Source organism: Enterococcus crotali, from assembly GCF_000633635.1.
In the GTDB taxonomy this organism is placed as follows: Bacteria; Bacillota; Bacilli; order Lactobacillales; family Enterococcaceae; genus Enterococcus_L; species Enterococcus_L crotali.
The window spans coordinates 730,080-748,609 of the sequence record NZ_AYPQ01000001.1; the positions used below are offsets into that span (position 1 = coordinate 730,080).

The 18,530-nt window shown below is 36.2% G+C and carries 16 protein-coding genes and 2 pseudogenes; 2 read left to right on the forward strand and 16 right to left on the reverse strand.

Annotated elements, in window-relative coordinates:
• Nucleotides 1-26: 26 nt before the first annotated feature.
• The 3 genes from V192_RS0103420 to cysK form a co-directional block, all read right to left on the reverse strand.
• The gene (locus V192_RS0103420) at nt 27-407 is read right to left on the reverse strand and encodes a RidA family protein (protein ID WP_025868955.1); all 381 of its coding nucleotides are present in this window, start codon (nt 405-407) and stop codon (nt 27-29) included.
• A gap of 13 nt (nt 408-420) precedes the next feature.
• Nucleotides 421-858 carry a peroxide-responsive transcriptional repressor PerR gene (perR, locus tag V192_RS0103425; RefSeq protein ID WP_025868956.1) on the reverse strand — a complete coding sequence of 146 codons (438 nt, stop codon included), beginning with the start codon at nt 856-858 and terminating at the stop codon, nt 421-423.
• Between the two features lie 324 nt (nt 859-1,182).
• Nucleotides 1,183-2,112, reverse strand: a complete 930-nt coding sequence (gene cysK, locus V192_RS0103430; protein ID WP_025868957.1) for a cysteine synthase A — start codon at nt 2,110-2,112, stop codon at nt 1,183-1,185.
• Between the two features lie 646 nt (nt 2,113-2,758).
• Between cysK and V192_RS0103435 the strand changes: the two genes are divergently transcribed.
• Complete coding sequence (locus V192_RS0103435) at nt 2,759-3,757, forward strand: 4-hydroxy-3-methylbut-2-enyl diphosphate reductase (protein ID WP_275574522.1); 999 nt, start codon at nt 2,759-2,761, stop codon at nt 3,755-3,757.
• Between the two features lie 45 nt (nt 3,758-3,802).
• Here the strand turns inward: V192_RS0103435 and V192_RS0103440 are convergent, their stop codons facing one another.
• From V192_RS0103440 to V192_RS0103450, 3 genes and pseudogenes are all read right to left on the reverse strand, one after another.
• Nucleotides 3,803-4,657 (reverse strand): glucosaminidase domain-containing protein, encoded by an 855-nt coding sequence (locus V192_RS0103440; RefSeq protein ID WP_025868959.1) that lies wholly within the window; start codon nt 4,655-4,657, stop codon nt 3,803-3,805.
• 598 nt (nt 4,658-5,255) lie between these two features.
• Nucleotides 5,256-7,249: pseudogene (tkt, locus tag V192_RS19205) on the reverse strand (transketolase).
• Between the two features lie 98 nt (nt 7,250-7,347).
• Nucleotides 7,348-7,590 (reverse strand): DUF896 family protein, encoded by a 243-nt coding sequence (locus V192_RS0103450; protein ID WP_025868960.1) that lies wholly within the window; start codon nt 7,588-7,590, stop codon nt 7,348-7,350.
• A 364-nt stretch (nt 7,591-7,954) separates the two neighbouring features.
• On the opposite strand from V192_RS0103450, the gene lexA reads away from it, so the two are divergent.
• Complete coding sequence (gene lexA / locus V192_RS0103455; protein ID WP_025868961.1) at nt 7,955-8,575, forward strand: transcriptional repressor LexA; 621 nt, start codon at nt 7,955-7,957, stop codon at nt 8,573-8,575.
• Between the two features lie 231 nt (nt 8,576-8,806).
• Here lexA and V192_RS0103460 read toward each other — a convergent pair whose 3' ends face one another.
• The 10 genes and pseudogenes from V192_RS0103460 to V192_RS0103505 form a co-directional block, all read right to left on the reverse strand.
• Nucleotides 8,807-9,307: a dihydrofolate reductase gene (locus tag V192_RS0103460; RefSeq protein ID WP_025868962.1), complete on the reverse strand. Its 501-nt coding sequence runs from the start codon at nt 9,305-9,307 to the stop codon at nt 8,807-8,809.
• An 18-nt stretch (nt 9,308-9,325) separates the two neighbouring features.
• Nucleotides 9,326-10,273 carry a thymidylate synthase gene (locus V192_RS0103465; RefSeq protein ID WP_025868963.1) on the reverse strand — a complete coding sequence of 316 codons (948 nt, stop codon included), beginning with the start codon at nt 10,271-10,273 and terminating at the stop codon, nt 9,326-9,328.
• 12 nt (nt 10,274-10,285) lie between these two features.
• Nucleotides 10,286-12,172 (reverse strand): ABC-F family ATP-binding cassette domain-containing protein, encoded by a 1,887-nt coding sequence (locus V192_RS0103470; protein ID WP_025868964.1) that lies wholly within the window; start codon nt 12,170-12,172, stop codon nt 10,286-10,288.
• Between the two features lie 55 nt (nt 12,173-12,227).
• On the reverse strand, nt 12,228-14,291 hold the full coding sequence (locus V192_RS0103475; protein WP_025868965.1) for a cation:proton antiporter: 2,064 nt from the start codon (nt 14,289-14,291) through the stop codon (nt 12,228-12,230).
• Nucleotides 14,292-14,310: 19 nt separating this feature from the next.
• Nucleotides 14,311-14,589 carry a hypothetical protein gene (locus V192_RS0103480; RefSeq protein WP_025868966.1) on the reverse strand — a complete coding sequence of 93 codons (279 nt, stop codon included), beginning with the start codon at nt 14,587-14,589 and terminating at the stop codon, nt 14,311-14,313.
• A 162-nt stretch (nt 14,590-14,751) separates the two neighbouring features.
• Nucleotides 14,752-15,234 (reverse strand): hypothetical protein, encoded by a 483-nt coding sequence (locus V192_RS0103485; protein WP_051581921.1) that lies wholly within the window; start codon nt 15,232-15,234, stop codon nt 14,752-14,754.
• Nucleotides 15,235-15,310: 76 nt separating this feature from the next.
• Complete coding sequence (locus V192_RS0103490) at nt 15,311-15,502, reverse strand: hypothetical protein (protein WP_025868968.1); 192 nt, start codon at nt 15,500-15,502, stop codon at nt 15,311-15,313.
• Nucleotides 15,503-15,653: 151 nt separating this feature from the next.
• The gene (locus tag V192_RS0103495; RefSeq protein WP_025868969.1) at nt 15,654-16,274 is read right to left on the reverse strand and encodes a DUF5052 family protein; all 621 of its coding nucleotides are present in this window, start codon (nt 16,272-16,274) and stop codon (nt 15,654-15,656) included.
• A 118-nt stretch (nt 16,275-16,392) separates the two neighbouring features.
• Entirely contained in the window at nt 16,393-17,241 is an 849-nt protein-coding gene (locus tag V192_RS0103500) for a DegV family protein (protein WP_025868970.1), read from the reverse strand.
• A 75-nt stretch (nt 17,242-17,316) separates the two neighbouring features.
• A pseudogene (locus tag V192_RS0103505) lies at nt 17,317-18,464 on the reverse strand (LCP family protein).
• Nucleotides 18,465-18,530 lie beyond the last annotated feature (66 nt).

Genomic DNA, 18,530 nt, shown 5'->3' on the forward strand with positions numbered 1-18,530 from the left:
GTTTCTCAGCTTGTGAAATTAAAGCTCTACTCATTTATTGCAGCAATAATTTCGATTTCAATTAAAACATCTTTAGGCAAGCGGGCTACTTCTACAGCCGAACGAGCGGGTAATTGATTCGTGAACGCCGTTGCATAAACCTCGTTAAAAGAGGCAAAATCATTCATATCTTTTAAAAAGCAAGTCGTTTTGACAACATGATCAAAGTCACTACCTGCTTCTTTTAGAATCGCTGCAATATTATCTAAGACTTGTTTTGCTTGTTCTTCTATTGTAGTGCCAACAACTTCTCCAGTTTCAGGGCTTAAAGGAACTTGTCCTGAGGCAAATAATAAGCCATTCACAATATTGCCTTGTACATAAGGTCCGATAGCTTTAGGAGCATTATCTGTATGAATAGATTTCATCTTCTCACTCATTTCATTCATTTTCTTTTTTTTGACAATCTGGACATAGACCATATAATTCTAAGCGATGTTCATTAATTTCAAAACCTGTCAATTTACTTGCAGCCATCTCTACATCTTCCAGTCCCGGATAATGGAAATCAACGATTTTACCACAATTTTGACAAATAGCATGATAATGCTTTTTAGAGCTGAAGTCAAAACGGCTTGATGCATCACCATAATTCATTTCCTGAACAAAACCGATGTCCGTGAATAAACGTAAATTATTATATACAGTTGCTACACTCATATTAGGAAAATGATCTTCTAACGAGCGATAAATTTCATCAGCGGTTGGATGACTATGATTCTCAATTAGATATTCTAAAATCGCATATCTTTGAGGAGTAATACGAATATTGGCTTCTTTTAATTCTTCAAGTGCATTCTTTACCAATATATTGTCCATTTGGTTCCCCTCCCAGTCTTCTTTCTTAAATGATACTATTTCTAAACTATCTTGACAAGAATAATTGCATAAATAGTATAGGAAATCTCCTGTTTATCGCTAATTTACGCACCTTATTAAATTATTACATACTTTTTGTGTGATTAGACAAATTAAAATTGAAAAAGAAAACTTAGCTTTCTCCAGATGAATATCATCAAACGGAAAAAGCTGACAAAAAAGCCAAGCAATTACGCTTAGCTTTCAATAGTTAAGATTTATTGTAACACTGCATTTGTTTAACCTTTATAAAGCAGTCCGAGAGTTGTTCTTTTTTTAACATAATTACTCAGAAAAATTGTACAAAGCTGTTGATAAATATCGTTCTCCATTATCAGGTATCACGGTCAGTACTTTTTTACCCGCACCTAATTCTTTTGCGACTTCAATTGCAGCAGAAACTGCAGCACCAGCTGATATTCCTACTAACAAGCCTTCTTCAACTGCTAATTGACGAGCTGTTTCCATGGCTACTTCACTAGGAACCGCAATGACTCTTCCATAAATTTTGGTATCTAAAACATTTGGAATAAAACCTGCTCCGATCCCTTGGATTTTGTGCGGACCTGACTCTCCACCTTCTAGAACAGGGGATTCAGTCGGTTCTACTGCGACAATTGAAATTCTAGGATACACTCGTTTTAATTCTTTGCCAACACCCGTTATGGTACCGCCAGTGCCCACGCCAGCAACAAAGGCATCTAGGCCAGCTGGACCGAAAACGTCTTGAATTTCTTTTCCAGTTGTTTTTTCATGAGTTTCAGGATTAGCTGGGTTATCAAATTGCATGGGCATGAAATAGCCATCTTTATCAGCCAGTTCTGTCGCTTTGGCAATAGCCCCTTTCATTCCTTTTGCGCCTGGGGTTAGCAATAATTCAGCACCATACGCCTGCATCAATTTGCGGCGCTCAATACTCATCGTATCAGGCATAACAATCACAACTTTATATCCTTTAGCAGCACCAACCATTGCTAGTCCGATCCCTGTATTCCCGCTAGTCGGTTCTACAATGGTATCTCCAGCCTTAAGCAAGCCGCTTTTTTCTGCTTTTTCAATCATACTTAACGCAATTCGGTCTTTTACACTGCCACCTGGGTTGAAAAATTCAAGCTTTACAAAAACATCTGCTGCTCCATCAGGGACAATACGTCCTAATTTTACAATTGGTGTCTTGCCAATCAATTCGGTAACTGAATTAAAAATTTGAGTCATTGATCATTCCTCCATCTTAATATTCGTGCAAGCAAAAACGTTCTTTTGTTTATAATAGCCTATATCCGTTCATCTGGCTATTATTTTGCAATCATAGACTGCTTACTTTCTAAAAAACAATGCTTCTTTATGATATAATTACATTGTAAAGGAGTTGGAGATAACTGTTAAATAAGAATGTTTATTTTTATTCATTATCCATCATTATTAATATGATTGCGATTATATTAACTATGACACATAATATGGTTGAAATTGGTTTAGGACTTCTTATCGTCATGCTCCTCTATTATTTTTCGTCCTATTTTTCTGCAAACATATTAATATTTATAGCAATTGTCATGATTTTACCCTTTTCAGTTTTTTTATTTTTTATGGGTCTAATGGCTTATATTTTTAATGGCATCCCCGATGGGAACACTGATGCTTTTACATCGATCCTAGCTATATTTTTTTTATCTTATTCCGTTATCAATCCTGTGTTATGCTTGTGTATTATTATAAGAAAGTCAAAACGCAAGCTTTCTCAATGATACGAAGGTAATATCACTATGAAGAGCAGCGTTTAATCTCTTTTAACACAAATTTAATAAAAGTATTATATAGTAAGCAAAGCTTTAAAATTCAGTAAATAGGAGTTTGTTCAATGATGAAAATTGTAAATATTAGTCCTCGCGGCTATTGTTATGGTGTTGTTGATGCGATGGTTATTGCCAGAAACGCTTCACTAGATGAAAATTTACCGCGTCCTATCTATATTTTAGGGATGATCGTACATAATAAACATGTGACAGATGCTTTTGAAAGTATTGGAATCCATACCTTGGACGGAGCAAATAGAGAAGATATTTTATCCCAAGTTGATCAAGGAACAGTTATTTTTACAGCTCATGGAACTTCACCAAAAGTAAAAGAGTTAGCTGTTCAAAAAGGGTTGACTGTTATTGATGCAACTTGTCCTGACGTTATGATCACTCATGAATTGATCGCAGAAAAAGTGGCTAAAGGATATGAGATTATTTATATTGGCAAGAAAAATCATCCAGAACCTGAAGGAGCAATAGGTGTGTCTCCTGATCATGTGCATTTAGTTTCAAACGAGTCAGACATTTCAGCGTTAGCTTTAACTGCAGAGGCTATTTTTGTGACCAATCAAACAACCATGAGTCAATGGGATGTTAGCGACTTGATGGATTTGATTAAAGCTAAATATCCGCATGTACATATCCATAAAGATATTTGTAAAGCCACACAAGTTCGTCAAGAAGCTGTTGTAGAACAAGCACAAGGTTGCGACTTGACAATTGTTGTGGGAGATCCGAAAAGTAATAATAGCAATCGTTTAGCTCAAGTTTCTATCGAACAAGCAGGAGTTCCAGCTCATCGAATCTCGGATATTTCTCAAATCGATCCCCAATGGTTATTGAATGTGAAACAAGTAGCTGTTACCGCTGGAGCGTCCACCCCTACTCAAATCGTTCGTGAAGTCATTGAGTATTTAAAGCTCTTTGATCCTAACGATCCTGCCACGCATAAGAAAAAATCAATCACAACTGCTGATGCAATTTTACCGAGACCAAGAATTAAAGACCTGACAAAGAATCGACAACGGCGCTTAGAAGAATTGCGTTTAGGAAAAAGATAAAAAACTGCCAACAACAGTCATTAAATGACGATTGTTGGCAGTTTTTTATGCGATTTGCAATACTTGTCCGACAGTAATCAATTCGGCAGATATACCATTTGAAGACATAAGCTGATCAACAGATAGACCAAATTTTTCAGCAATTCCCCAAAGAGTGTCACCAGAAGCCACAGTATAAGATTGAGCAGTCAGCGTTGCACTACTTTGTCCAACAGCAGATTGAGATGCTGTTTGTTCGCTAGTCACTGAGGCTTCAGTAGTCCCCCAGTCATATGCTGTTAAACCATAAGTTGCAATTAACCAATTTAGCTTGCCTGCATAACCAGGATCTGTTGCATAGCGTCCAGCTAGAGCTGCTGTGGCATCCATATAACTAGATGTGTTGCTTTTCCATACGCCAGAATAATGGTAGTCTCCACTTGATGCTAAAGTTGTTTTAAGAACATTGGCATGATCTTGAAATGACTCAGCATAAGACGGATAACTTCTAAAAGGTTCTGTCATCGTTACCCATTGCCCATTCAAGTACTCTGAGGTAGGCATGTAAACGGTTTGCCCATTATAGCTACCCTTTACACCGAATAAGTTATAGTTTGGTGCTGCTGATAAGCCAGATGTACCATAGCTACTTTCTAAAAGTGCTTGGGCAATCATTACAGATGCGTATAGATCATTAGCAGACGCTACAGATGCAGCCGAATAGCCAATAGAATCAATAAATGCTTGTTGTGAAACTTCTCCTTGAACTTCAACTTCGTTTGCATGAACACTTAAAGGGAGTATATTCCCTGCTATCGGAAGTAAAACCAATGAAGTTCCTATCACAGATGCTAATCGTTTATTACTAGTTTTAGGCTCTTGGTTATGATGCCTGCTACTTCTTGTCTTAATCTCGTCCATTCATTTGTTCCTCCTCAATAGAACATCGTAACACCATTTTACTCGGAGAAATTTTTATAAACAATTATTTGCTCTTGAAACTTGAAGTTTTAAAGTCAGTGTAATCAGGTTGACATTTTTGTTTTATTGTTCAACGTATATTTGTCTTATTCAGTTTACATGATTGTATATTATTCGAACGTCTTTTTTAGGTAAATACCCTTATTATCAAATTATTAAATATTTTTTAATAAACAAAAAAAGATTGCAACATTTTTCTTTTTCGTTACAATCATTACTAAAAAGTTACAAAGAGCATTTGGATGAAGTGAATAAAATCAAAAAAATGTCGTTATGGTTATCATTAATTGGTCTATTAGTTGGCTTTGCACTATGTCCAATTGAGTATTAGCAGAAACAGTTACAAGTTTGATAGTACTCTTAGTGAAGCTACTGAGTCGACCTCTACTGAACAAACAGATTCTATTTTGGTAAAACTAAGAAAAAACTTTATTCATAAAAAATATAGCTTATATAAATAATAAAAAAAGGTCTATAGCATAACTTTAAATGTTATGCTATAGACCTTTAAAACGAGACAGACATTAAAATGTCGATTCTATAATTGGTTGTATGTTGTTACTACGTTTTCCACTGTAAAGCCAAACTCTTTCAAGACTAAATCACCCGGAGCTGAAGCACCAAAATGATTAATTGTCACAGTTGTGCCAGCTGTACCCACATAACGCTCCCATCCAAATGGTGAGGCAGCTTCGATCGCTACACGTTTGGTTACGTCTTTAGGTAATACAGATTCTTTATATTCTGCTGTTTGCTTTTCAAATAAGTCAAAACTTGGCATTGAAACAACTGAAACATCTTGACCTTGCTCTGCTAAAGCTTTTTGTGCTTCGATCGCTAAGTTGACTTCTGAGCCAGTTGCAATCAAGATTCCTTCAGGCTTTTCACCTTTTTGTTTAGAAATTACATAAGCACCTTTTTGAACAAGTTCACTTGCATGCTCCTTAGTCCCATCGATGACAGGTAAATTTTGACGACTTAAAACTAATACAGTTGGAGCATCTTTTGTTGTCATAGCGATCTTCCAGGCAGCGACTGTTTCATTTCCATCTGCTGGACGGATTACTTGAACACCCGGCATACAGCGAATACTTGCTAATTGCTCAACAGGTTCGTGAGTTGGTCCATCTTCTCCTACTGCTACAGAATCATGTGTCAATACATAAGTCACAGGCGTATGTTGAAGAGCTGCTAAGCGTAATGCAGGACGTAAATAATCAGTAAATACAAAGAATGTTCCACCATAAACACGGCTTCCTCCATGTAACTGAATGCCGTTCATGGCAGCGGCCATTGCAAATTCACGAACGCCAAACCAAATATTACGACCTTCATATTGACCAGGCTCAAAATCTTTTTCTACTGCAACCATTGTATTGTTTGATGCAGATAAATCAGCAGAACCACCCCAGAAGCTAGGTACAGTTTTAGAAATCGCTTGAATCGTTTCTTTACTTGTTACTCGGCTAGCTGCACTTGAGCCTACTTCGTATGATGGTAGTTCCTTATCCCAATTTTCAGGCAGTTCATCAGCAAAAGCTTGTTTAAATTGTTTTGCTAACTCTGGATGTTCTTTTGTATAGTTTGCAAACATGGTATTCCATTTTTCTTCAGCTTTCTCGCCTTCATCGATCATTGTTTCTTTGAAACGAGCAGCAACCTCTGACGGCACCGTGAAATCAGGATATTCCCAACCATAAACAGCTTTAGCAACAGTAATTCCTTCTGCTCCAATCGGTGCTCCATGAACTGCAGATGTTCCTTCTTTTGGCGCTCCGTAGCCTATAACAGTTTTAACTTCGATCAACGTTGGTTTATCTGTTTCAGCTTTAGCTGTTTCGATTGCCTTAGATATTTCTTCTAAGTCATTTCCATCTTTTACTAAAATATGTTGCCAGCCATAAGCTTCATAACGTGCGCCAACATTTTCAGTGAACGCTTTAGATGTAGGACCGTCTAATGAGATATCATTTGAATCGTATAACACAATCAGCTTGCCTAATTTCATGTGTCCAGCCATAGAACTAGCTTCTTGTGAGACACCTTCCATCAAGTCACCATCACCACATAATGCATACGTATAATGATCAACCACTGGGAAACTATCGCGATTATAAGTTGCCGCCGTGTGTGCTTCAGCCATTGCCATCCCAACAGCCATTGCAATACCTTGGCCTAAAGGTCCTGTCGTTGCTTCGACACCATCTGTATGTTGGACTTCAGGATGTCCAGGTGTTTTACTATTCCATTGACGGAAGTTTTTTAAATCATCCATTGAGACACCATAGCCAGCTAAGTGAAGTAAGCTATACAACATTGCAGATCCATGACCTGCTGAAAGAATAAATCGGTCTCTATCTGCCAATTTCTTGACGTTTTAGGGTTTACTTTCAAATGTTTTGTCCAAAGTGCGTATGCCATCGGTGCAGCACCCATTGGTAATCCAGGATGTCCTGAATTTGCCTTTTGTACTGCTTCGATACTTAATGTACGAATTGTGTTGACGCCTAACTGATCAGTGTTATCGAACAAAAAAATCATCTCCTATTTAGGTTTTTTTTACCTTTATTAACTATATTTTAGCCTATTTCCTTTATGAAAGCAATTACTTTTAGTAAAAAAAACTAAAATTATTTTCTATTATGTAATCCTTTAGCTTTTTGAATTTCTTTCAGTTTCTCTGGTGTAACGTCATTCCCTTTAGGGTCGACAACTTTCATTCCTTCGATATGATGACGCATACCACCACGGAAAGCTGCTAAATATTCTTGACGAAGCACTTTTTGTTCTTCTTTTTCACTCTCAGACAATGCGCTTTCCTTTGCCTTTTTCGCAAGTGCATTGATTCGTTCCAATTTCTCTGATGATAACATGATCCTACCTCCTTATTTTAACAGCTGAACAGGCTTATCCGACCTTGACAAAAAATAGGAAAATATGAGAGTAGTGGTTTTTACCACAATCAAATTTTATCTTTTTTCCTAAAGGTTAAGCCAGTAAAGCTAAATGAGTTTACTTTCCATGTCTATCTTATAAGATGAGGCGGGAAAATACAACTATATTCATGATAATAATGAGGAACGACAGTCTTTATTAACAGATTGTACGCTTAAACACAGTTGTTTTTTATCAAAAAATTAGATTGCCTAAGTATTTTCAAAAAAACACGAACGCTTGTTTGATTCCTATATAAAACTATGGTACACTAAAAATATAAATCGAAAGAAGGTGCGGGTTGTGGTGAAACGTACAGACACAAGACAAATCGAAGTATTAAAGTATATATATGAGCAAGTTGAGCTTAAGGGCTATCCACCGACCGTACGAGAGATTGGAAAAGCGGTAGATCTTTCTTCAACCTCTACTGTTCACGGACATTTAGCTCGTTTAGAAAAAAAGGGCTTGATTTTACGCGACCCTACAAAACCAAGAGCGATCGAGTTGACAGCGGATGGTTTAGAAAGAATCGGTGTCAAACCATCAGTTATTCCAATGCTTGGTGTTGTTACTGCCGGTGAGCCTATTCTAGCTGTCGAAGAAGCCTCTGATTTCTTCCCTCTTCCGCCAGATTTAGTAGCAGAAGAAAATGCTTTATTTATGCTGACTATTAGAGGAGAAAGTATGATCAATGCTGGAATATTAGATGGCGATCAAGTTATTGTACGCAAACAAAGTGCTGCTTCTAATGGGGACATCGTTATTGCGATGACTGATGAGGATGAAGCAACTTGCAAACGATTCTTTAAAGAAACAGACCATATTCGTTTGCAACCAGAAAATGATGCATTAGACCCGATTATTTTGAATAATGTGAGTATTTTAGGTAAAGTTGTTGGATTATATCGCAATCATATTTAGATGAACTAAAAAAGCAGACTCGATTTTGGTATGCTTTTTTAGTTTATTTTCGTTTGATTGCTACTAACTTAGTTATTGGCCATCAAGAATTCAATCCTTTGCTTTCTTGAAAAAAATTTGGGCATGACAAATGATTTCATCATTAATTATTAATACGTTTATCTCTTATAAAAACTTATGGAGTCATTGAATCCAGCAATCGACTGAATTTAATGACTCCATAAGTTTAATTTATTCTGTTGCTACTTTACGTTGGTATGTCTCGAATTGATAAGAATAGGTATTTTCTTCATCCTGTATCCCTTCACTCAAATTGATCAACGCCCAATCGTCCCAAGAAACAGCGGGAAACTTTGTGTCTCCATCAAATGAGTGGTGAATAACAGTTCGATATAAGACATCGCAATAAGGTAAAAAGTCCTTATATATAGCTGAACCACCCGCAATAAAGGTAATTCCAGAAAAAGATTTTGCGTAATCAAGCACCTCAGCTATACTGTGCACTACATTGACTCCTTCAGCACGATACGCTTCATCTCTAGTCATAACGATTGTTTGCCGGTTAGGAAGCGGACGACTCCCCATTCCCTCAAAGGTTTTTCTCCCCATAACAATCGTGTTGTCTTCAGTCATTTGTTTAAAAAATTTCAAATCATTTGGCAGATGCCAAGGAAGTCGATTGTCTTTGCCGATTGTCCCTTGTTCATCTTGAGCCCATATAGCTGCTAACATTGAAGAACTCCTTTCAAATTAAACGGCGATTGGCGCCTTGATTGCTGGATGTGGCTCATATCCTTCAATAGCAATATCTTCCATTTCAAAATCAAAAACTGACTTCTTATCTTGATTTAATTTTAGCGTAGGAAACGAGCGAATTTCTCTAGAAAGTTGTTCGTTCATTTGATCAATATGATTCGTATACAAATGAGCATCGCCTAAAGTATGCACGAAGTCTCCCACCTCTAAACCTGTTTCATGAGCAATTAAATGAGTCAATAAAGCATAACTTGCGATGTTAAACGGTACACCAAGAAAAACATCACCACTGCGTTGGTACAACTGACAGCTTAATTTTCCATCATTTACATAAAATTGAAACATTGTATGACAAGGTGGTAAAGCCATTGTTGGAATATCTTCTGGATTCCAAGCCGATACAATCAGACGTCTTGAGTCAGGTGTTTTCTTGATCATTTCAATAACGTTTTTCAGTTGATCAATAAACTGTCCATTTTTTGTTTCCCAATGACGCCACTGTGCACCATAAATATTGCCCAGTTCGCCATACTTAGCAGCGAAAGCCTCATCTGTTAAGATTTTTTCGCAAAAGTCTGTATGCTCTTTTTGATATTTTTCTTTAAATGTCTCATCTGTCAACACTCGGTGGCCAAAATCAGTCATATCTGGTCCATGATAATCCTCACTTTTGATATAACGCTCAAAAGCCCACTCATCCCAAATATGGTTATTATGCTCCAAGAGATAACGAATATTAGTATCACCATTTAAAAACCACAAAAGCTCGCTTTTGATTAAGCCAAACGGTACTCTTTTAGTTGTTAGTAATGGGAACCCTTTTGATAAATCAAAACGCATTTGATGACCAAAAATGCTTCGCGTCCCTGTTCCAGTACGGTCTTCTTTCAAATGACCTTCCTCTAAAATTTTGCGGCCTAATGCTAAGTATGCCTCTTCCATCGTTTCTGCCTCCTAATTATCTGCAAATTCACTTAAATATTCCCAGCGTTCCATCTTTTCTTCAAGTACTTCTTCTAGTGAGGACAATTCTGCTTGCAATTCCTGCAGCTTCGTAAAATCATCCCCTTGATGGTTCATTTCTTCTGTCAATTGTGCGGTTCTCTCTTCTAGTGAAGCAATATCCGTCTCGATTGTTGCCCATTCTTTTTGTTCCATGTAGGTCAATTTCTTTTTTTCTTTTTTTTCAGCTTCTTTAGTTGGTTTTGTCTCGATTTTTATTGCCTTTTTTGACTCTTCTTTATTTGTTGCCAAATATTCACTCATTGAACCAAAGTAAGCTGTGATTTGACCTTCTCCTTGGAAAACTAATAATTTATCCATCGTTTTATCCAGAAAATAACGATCATGTGAGACTGCTATTACTGCACCTTTAAATGTTTGGATGTAATCTTCTAAAATTGTTAACGTATCGATATCCAGATCATTTGTCGGTTCGTCCAATAATAACACATTTGGCTGACCAATTAATAGTTTTAACAAATACAATCGTCGTTTTTCTCCACCGGAAAGTTTGCCGATAATTGTACCATGCATAAATCGTGGGAATAAAAAGCGCTCTAATAATTCAGCAACACCAATATTGGTGCCGTCGCTCCGTTGTACTTGTTCTGCCGCTTCTTGTAAATACGATATCATACGCTGGTTTGGATCCATCGCTTCATTTTGCTGTGTATAATACGCTAAATGTACTGTTTCACCAATTGAGTAAATACCGCTGTCTAAAGGTAAACGTCCGGCAAGAATATTTAATAGGGTCGATTTTCCGGCACCATTTTTTCCAGTGATCCCTACTCGATCCCTAGCTTGAATAAGTAAATCAAATTCCTTTAGTAGTGTTTTATGTTCAATCTGGTAACTTCCATCTTTGATTTCTAACACTTTTTTACCCAATCTTTGTGTAGCCATATCTATTTCTAATTGGCCTTTTTGATTGACTTGATGAAGGTTCTCTTTTAGATCATGGAAGCGATCTTGTCGCGCTTGTTGTTTAGTTCCCCGCGCTTTTACGCCAGCACGCATCCACTCTAATTCTTGCTTGTATAATTGTTTTCTTTTTTCTTCTTGTTCAATTCCAACACGTTCACGCTCAGCCTTAGCGATGATATAGGCTTCATAATTTCCTTTATACTCATATAAGTTTCCAAAAGATAGCTCAAAAATGCGATTCGTTACCCGATCTAAAAAATAACGATCATGTGTCACCATCAAAATAGCACCGCGATACCCATTTAAAAAACTTTCCAACCAATTGATTGCTTCATAATCTAAATGGTTGGTGGGTTCATCCAGTAAAAGTAGATCTGGTGATTCGATCAAGACTTGCGCTAAGCTGACACGTTTCTTTTGTCCGCCAGACAATTCTCCCATTTTTTTATGGAGCGTTTCGATACCAAGCTTTTGTAAAATGATTTTAGCATCTGTATCAGCAGTCCATGCATCTTCTTTGTTCATCCGTTCTTCAGCCTGTGTATATTGTTTTTGAACAGCTTCATTGAGGCCATCATTTGCCAAAGCAAGTAAAGCTAATTCATAATTTTTTACAGCTTGAATGATTGGAGTCTCCCCTTGGAAAACAGCTTCAACAACTGTTAAAGTAGGATCAAAGACTTGATCTTGTGATAAGTAACCAATTTGATAATCATTTGGCTGTTGAATCGCACTAATGTCGCCATCACCACTATCTTTACCAGCCAAAATATTTAACAAACTAGTTTTTCCAGTTCCATTTGTACCGATCAAACCAATTCGATCTTTATTGTGAATATGGAAAGAAATGTGGTCAAATAATGTCTTCTCTCCATATGTTTTGGTTAGTTCATTTACTTTTAACTCATTCATATGCTCACGCCCTTTTCATCCTGCCTATTGTATCAAAAAATAGTAAAAAAAGAAGCTAGTTTTCTTCCTCTGCTTCTTTTTTTAATTCTCTTGTCAATTTTCTGAGTGGAACAGTGCTAGAAACATCATTAATCGAATAGGATTCTAACAAATTAACATTTTTGCGGTATTCATTTGCTTCAAATGGAGAGATTTTTCCACTTGTTTCATACGCATCGATTACTTTTCGTTCTTCCTGATAGCCTATTACAAGTTCTTTCACATAGTTGGATTGAGAACGAACGATAAATGAGTCAATAAATGTTCCATCTTCTAATCTTTGAGCCAATTGCAAACGTCCTTCGATAAAGAAACGAATAATTTCATCGTCGTAAACACCTTTTAAATTATCCAAACTTTTTAAAATAACTTCAGTGTTTTGTAAGAAAACCTGACGGACGTTTTCTAATTCTTCCTTTTTGAACTCTCTTCTATTTTCCTCATCTTTTCCGGCGAACAGCAATTTAGGATGGACAAAGAAGGCAATAATTTGGCGCACAAAAAGTAACCAGAAACCAATGATGGATAATAATTGTCGTGCGATAGAACGTTCCATTCTAGAAATTAGGCGTTCATATAAGCGATAGCCCTCAATCCCAATTTCTTTTTGACGAAAGCTTTCTTCCAATCCATCACGTTCAATCGAAACGATCAACGCTCTTAATTCTTGTACTTCTTGCCTTTGATCAGATGGTAATTGCTCCGTATACAGTTCCTTGATGCGATCCTGATAATTTTCTATAACAACGTTCATTTCAACATGAGGATCATCTTGATTTATCTGTTTAAGTCTTTCTATAACGTCTTGTAGTAAAATAATCCCTTGAATATTTGTGCTTTCCACTTCATCAGATTCAGTTAAAAACGGCAGAACTAAAATCCCACCCACTAAAGTCACTAAAATTACACACGCGGTAATAAATAAAAGCAAGGATCGCTCTGGAAAATCTTGACCATTTACGGTTAATGGCAAAATAAAAATCGTTGCCAAACTAACAGTTCCTTTGACTCCGCCAAATGTTAAAATCAGCATCTCGTTCATCGACTGCCAAATATTTTTAAAACCATTCTTCACACTATAAATCAGTACGATAGAAAGAAAGCGTGCTGCAAACAGCGTAATGCTTAAAATTAAAATGACCACCATCAAAAAACTATTGGAATATGTTTCGCTATTCCAAATTGGTGAAAAAACTTGTGATAACTCAATGCCTAAAAATAGAAAGACCAAGGCATTCAACGTAAACGTAATGGTGCCCCACGTACTTTCAGAGACACTTGAAAGTTCGGCTTCAAACAATGAAACCTTTTTAAAACTAGCAGCTTGCATAACTCCTGCGACAACTGCTGCAATAATTCCAGAAACATGAAAAAGTTCAGCAACCATATAAGCTAAAAACGGTAGCAGCAGTTCTAATAGCAAATACCCTGTCACATCTCTTGCTGAAGCTTTTTCTAAGATCATCACAACCTGGCGTTTGATCATCACTAAGACAGCACCCACAATAGCACCGCCGATACTCGATACAACCAAAGTAATTCCAGCATCTGTTGCTGAAAAACTTCCTGTTAACAAAGCAGCCAAAGCGAATTGAAAAGCCGTAACGCCTGACGCATCATTAATTAGCCCTTCACCTTCTAAGATATGCATAGCTTTTGGTGGTATCTGAATCTTTCCAGATAAAGAACCTACAGCCACTGCATCTGTAGGTCCAAGTGCTGCCCCCAAAGCGAAACAGGCTGCGATCGGTAAAGCAGGAATAATCATATGTAAAGCCCAACCTACACTGACTAATGTAATTAAAACGCCGATAAACGCTAAAAATAAAATTACACTAAAATTTTTCATAGTGGCAGCAATATCATTTCGTTCCCCTTCTCTAAAGAGCAAAGGTGCAATAATCATCACCAAAAATATTTCTGGTTCAAATGTGATTTCACGACCCATATCTGTCAGTCCGATTAAAATACCTACAATAATTTGCATGATCGGTAAAGGAATTATTGGAAAGATTCGATTGAAGACATTGGAAAATGTTATAGCCAATACAAATACAATAATTAAATAAACAAACTCCATCTCGTATCCCCCTTATTCATTAATGATTGAGTTGTTTCCCTAAATACCGTAATAATTTTTCTTTTTTACAGGTAATTTTTTTCTCTATTAAACCAAGTTCTTTTTCTTTATCGCACAATTCTAACTGCGCCCGACGAGCTTCCAAACGCAGTAGTTCTGATTTGATTAATTCGATTTTTTTATAATTCAAAAAGTTTCTCTTTTTGATATGATGTTCCCATTCTGCTTTTTTCTCTGGGGGTAATTCTTTGTATTTTTCACGTAATTCAGCTATTCGTTGTTCTATTTCTTTATTCACAACAATACTTCCTTTCAGAATTTCTCTGCACATTATAGCAAACAGTTTAAGAAATACCTACTAAAATTGACTATTCTTTTAAAAAAACTGTATAACACTTAAAATTGGATACTAGAAAAAAATAGTCACCATTTTCTTCTGTAAGAATTATTTATCTATCACTCATTGATCCTCTTCAACTAGGATACTGATTTCAGTTTCTTCATTCAATCGTCCAGAAAGAAAAGCCAACAAATCCTCTAGCGGGATAGAGAATTTCATCATAGGACCACGTCGACCATTTTTGAAATAATTTAAGCGAATTTCTTTTTTCTTTAATAACAAAGCTATTTTTTCAACATCCTTATACATCACACCATTTTTGTCAAATGGGCCTAGAATGAGCCGATCATCTGAAAGACCTTTTGAGTCTAATAAGAAACTCAAAATAAGCAAAATCGATAACCCACTACGCACCATTTGGTCGATGGTTTGATCAGAAGTAAAGATGGTTATTAAAATCAGCAGACTCATCACGCCGACTAATCCGTAAATCGCCCTTCTTTTAATACTCTTGATCAGAATGCTTTTTCTGACTAAAATCAAATAAGTATACAAAATCACAACAAAAGCTGCGAGTAGCACTGTAAAAAAATCTATTATCACAATAGGCTCCTTTTATAACTGGAATTTTCTGTTTTGGGACTTATTTACATGAACGTTAACAGACCTCACAAATATGCTAGTCCTTTTTATTTAGCTCTGTTAATTGTTGATTGATCTTTTTTATTTTGTCTTTACAAGCTAAAATATCACGAATCATCTGATCACGCTTAACGCCAAGTGGTAGACGATTCACTACTTGATAATATGCTGCGAGTAGTTGAACTTGTTTCATTTTTTCTTTTTGTAAACGTTCTTCTGCTAGACTCACCCACTCGCCCTCCTTTTTTCTTTAAGTATACCTTACTTTTAAAGGAAAATGACTATCGAATTGTTATTTTTTATCCAAATTAGATAAAAAAGTATGATTTATTTGTTATTGTAACACACTATCTCTTTTAAGTTGAAGTATACGAGAATCTTTAATTTTTCAACAGTTCTGTATCGTAAATCGTATAATCGCATCTGTAAATAAATAAGTATTTTCCGTCGATCAACAGTCCCGTACTTTTCGGTACATCAGTTTGATACATTGAGACTTTTTCACCAGCATAGGTAGCTAAAGGCGTCCCATTTTGACTACGGATCAAGATAACTTTTTTCTTTCCAGTAAATGAGTTTTTTAAGTCGTTGACCATACTATTGACAAACGGAAGGCCACGATCAAAATTTTCAATGTCCGTAGACTTAGCATAATCTTCAAAGATGTTATCCAACCCAGTTTCACTAATGATCATTGAAGAACCCACATGATGCATCTCATGTTTTCCAATAGTTAGTTGAATAACATCTCCTTGTTTTTCGTTTTCACCTTCATGAATATCAAAGGTTTCATCTCGTTCGATTTTTACAGATTTCCCAACGATTTTATCGACAAGCTGACTTTGCTCATCGTATGTTTGAATCGACATTTCCAGGCCTTTGAAATTCTCTTCAAATCCTTTAAAAAACATTTTAATATTTTGACAACCACTTAATACAACCAGAACACTACACATTATAAAAACGATGATTGCAGTTCTTTTGACATTATTTTTTTTCATTGTTCTCTCCCCCTTTTTATAGCATATCAGATACTGATGTTCAAAGATATCCATCTAAAGGATGAAATAAAAGATGAAACAAAAACTGAAAAACAGCTTTGCTTCATCTTTATGTTTATCATTGTGCCGAGATACAAAGAGCAATGGCTTTTTCACCTAAATGTGTGCCAATAACAGGATTAAAATGACCAATTTCAATAATTGCTTCTGGGTATTTAACTTGGAGCTTCGCTTTTTCTTCTTCGGCGACCGCTAAATTATTCGCATGAATCACATATAATTTAACTGGAAGACCAATTTCTTTATCTCGTTTACCTATGATTTCTTCTGCACGAGCAAAAGCTTTTTTTGTTGAGCGAATTTTTTCAAATAAAACGATCTTCCCATCTTCAAAGGTCAAAATTGGTTTGATCTTCAATAAGCCGGCAATTAGAGCTGCGCCATTCGTTAATCGGCCACCGCGGACTAAATTGTTTAAATCTTCAACAATCAAATAAGCATAGGTATTATCTCTAATGATATCTAATTTGGCAAAGATATCTTCTAAACTAGCATGTTCATTCACTAGATCCAAAGCTGCCTCAACCATGTGCCCCATGGGAACACTTGTGATTTTAGAATCATAAGGATAAAGGGTGACGCCATTGATGGAATCTGTCAATGAGAATAATGTATTTACAAAACCAGAAATGCCAGACGAGAGATGGATACTGATAATCGTATCATACCCTTTAGTTGCGATTTCTTGATATAGTTCGATGACCTCACCTAATGCCGGTTGAGAAGTTGTCGGAAACTCATTACTATTATTCAACAAGCTGTAATATTCGTCAGCTTCAATATCGATTCCTTCGTTATATATCCTACCATCTAAAATAACTGGGATAGGAATTACAAACAGATTAGGCGAGTTCTTGATTCGTTCAGGTAAATATGCCGTACTATCTGTTACAATAGCAATTTTCATTTTGTAACCTCGTTTCACTAAATTTACACGATACTATAAATATAGCATAAGTCTGTACAGATTTAAATAAAATACTTATTGATCAAGGAAATTTTGAACCGCTGATTGATTCATGTCTAAATCGATTTGAAGGATACTACCCGCATATGAAGACTCCTCATTACTCCAAGAACCTTCTACTGGAACTGTCAAACGCTCAATTCCACTTCCACCTTTCAACATCAACGAAGGTCCATTCCTTAGCATAAAGGTCGTTGGAACATCCGTAGACATATAGCCAACTAAACGGCCTAATGATTCTGGCGTACGAAGCAATGCTAACGGGTTCTTTAACTGCCCCATAACAGCCGTCATTACTTGTTGTTGACGACGAACACGACCAAAATCGCCTTCTTCATCCATTCTAAAACGGGAATATTGTAATAGAGTATGGCCATCCATTTTCTGGCTACCTTTTGCAATATCGACGCCATCTAGATTCAAATCTTTTTCAGCATCGATCTTCACACCACCTGGAAACATAGCATCAACAATTTTTTCAAATGATTGAAAATCGACTTTAGCATAATATCTACATTGAATATTAAAATTTTCAGCCAATGTTTGGCGAACTAAATCTGCTCCACCCAATGCGTAGGCTGAGTTGATCTTATTTGCATCGTAACCTGGAATATCAACAAATGTATCCCGCATAAATGAGATTAGTTTAGGTTTCTTTGAAGGACCGTCTAATTGCAGAACCATAATCGTATCAGCACGACCAGCATCTTCTCCTCTTGTATCGCTACCTAAAATCAAAATATTATTAGCCCCGTTGGCACTCTTCACACCGTTAAAGGTTTCAAGTGCTTCTTTCGGTAAGGAGCTATCATTCTCCGCATAAAATTTTCCTTTAAAAAAGAATCCCACTGCTAACACTAATAATAAAACAATAACTAAAATAATTCTTTTAGGCCAACTAAATCGTCTTTTTTTTCTAGGCTTTTTAGGCTTCTTTTCTTTTTTTGAAAATTGTTTGTTTTTTCATCAGCATTTGTTTGGTTAAAGCTTGGATTGTTCTCTCGTATTGGTTCTGACTCCGATTGCCATTCTCGTTCTAAATGATTGCTATTACTAGATTCTTTTGTAGCATGATTTTTTTCTTTTCTAGGATTAAAACCATTTTTTTCTTCTATTGGTTTTGCTTTATCATGTACATGTTTATAACGATCCACTCGGCTCATTATTTCCACCTCACTTAAATTAACAACAGCTATAAGCATACCTTATTTCACTAAAAAATCCTATTA

Excerpts from the sequence above, each read along its gene's own strand:
- V192_RS0103420 (WP_025868955.1), bottom strand. The coding sequence starts at position 407 with ATGAAATCTATTCATACAGATAATGCTCCTAAAGCTATCGGACCTTAT.
- perR (WP_025868956.1), bottom strand. The coding sequence starts at position 858 with ATGGACAATATATTGGTAAAGAATGCACTTGAAGAATTAAAAGAAGCC.
- cysK (WP_025868957.1), bottom strand. The coding sequence starts at position 2,112 with ATGACTCAAATTTTTAATTCAGTTACCGAATTGATTGGCAAGACACCA.
- V192_RS0103435 (WP_275574522.1), top strand. The coding sequence starts at position 2,759 with ATGATGAAAATTGTAAATATTAGTCCTCGCGGCTATTGTTATGGTGTT.
- V192_RS0103440 (WP_025868959.1), bottom strand. The coding sequence starts at position 4,657 with ATGGACGAGATTAAGACAAGAAGTAGCAGGCATCATAACCAAGAGCCT.
- V192_RS0103450 (WP_025868960.1), bottom strand. The coding sequence starts at position 7,590 with ATGTTATCATCAGAGAAATTGGAACGAATCAATGCACTTGCGAAAAAG.
- V192_RS0103460 (WP_025868962.1), bottom strand. The coding sequence starts at position 9,307 with ATGTTAGCAGCTATATGGGCTCAAGATGAACAAGGGACAATCGGCAAA.
- V192_RS0103465 (WP_025868963.1), bottom strand. The coding sequence starts at position 10,273 with ATGGAAGAGGCATACTTAGCATTAGGCCGCAAAATTTTAGAGGAAGGT.
- V192_RS0103470 (WP_025868964.1), bottom strand. The coding sequence starts at position 12,172 with ATGAATGAGTTAAAAGTAAATGAACTAACCAAAACATATGGAGAGAAG.
- V192_RS0103475 (WP_025868965.1), bottom strand. The coding sequence starts at position 14,291 with ATGGAGTTTGTTTATTTAATTATTGTATTTGTATTGGCTATAACATTT.
- V192_RS0103495 (WP_025868969.1), bottom strand. The coding sequence starts at position 16,274 with ATGAAAAAAAATAATGTCAAAAGAACTGCAATCATCGTTTTTATAATG.
- V192_RS0103500 (WP_025868970.1), bottom strand. The coding sequence starts at position 17,241 with ATGAAAATTGCTATTGTAACAGATAGTACGGCATATTTACCTGAACGA.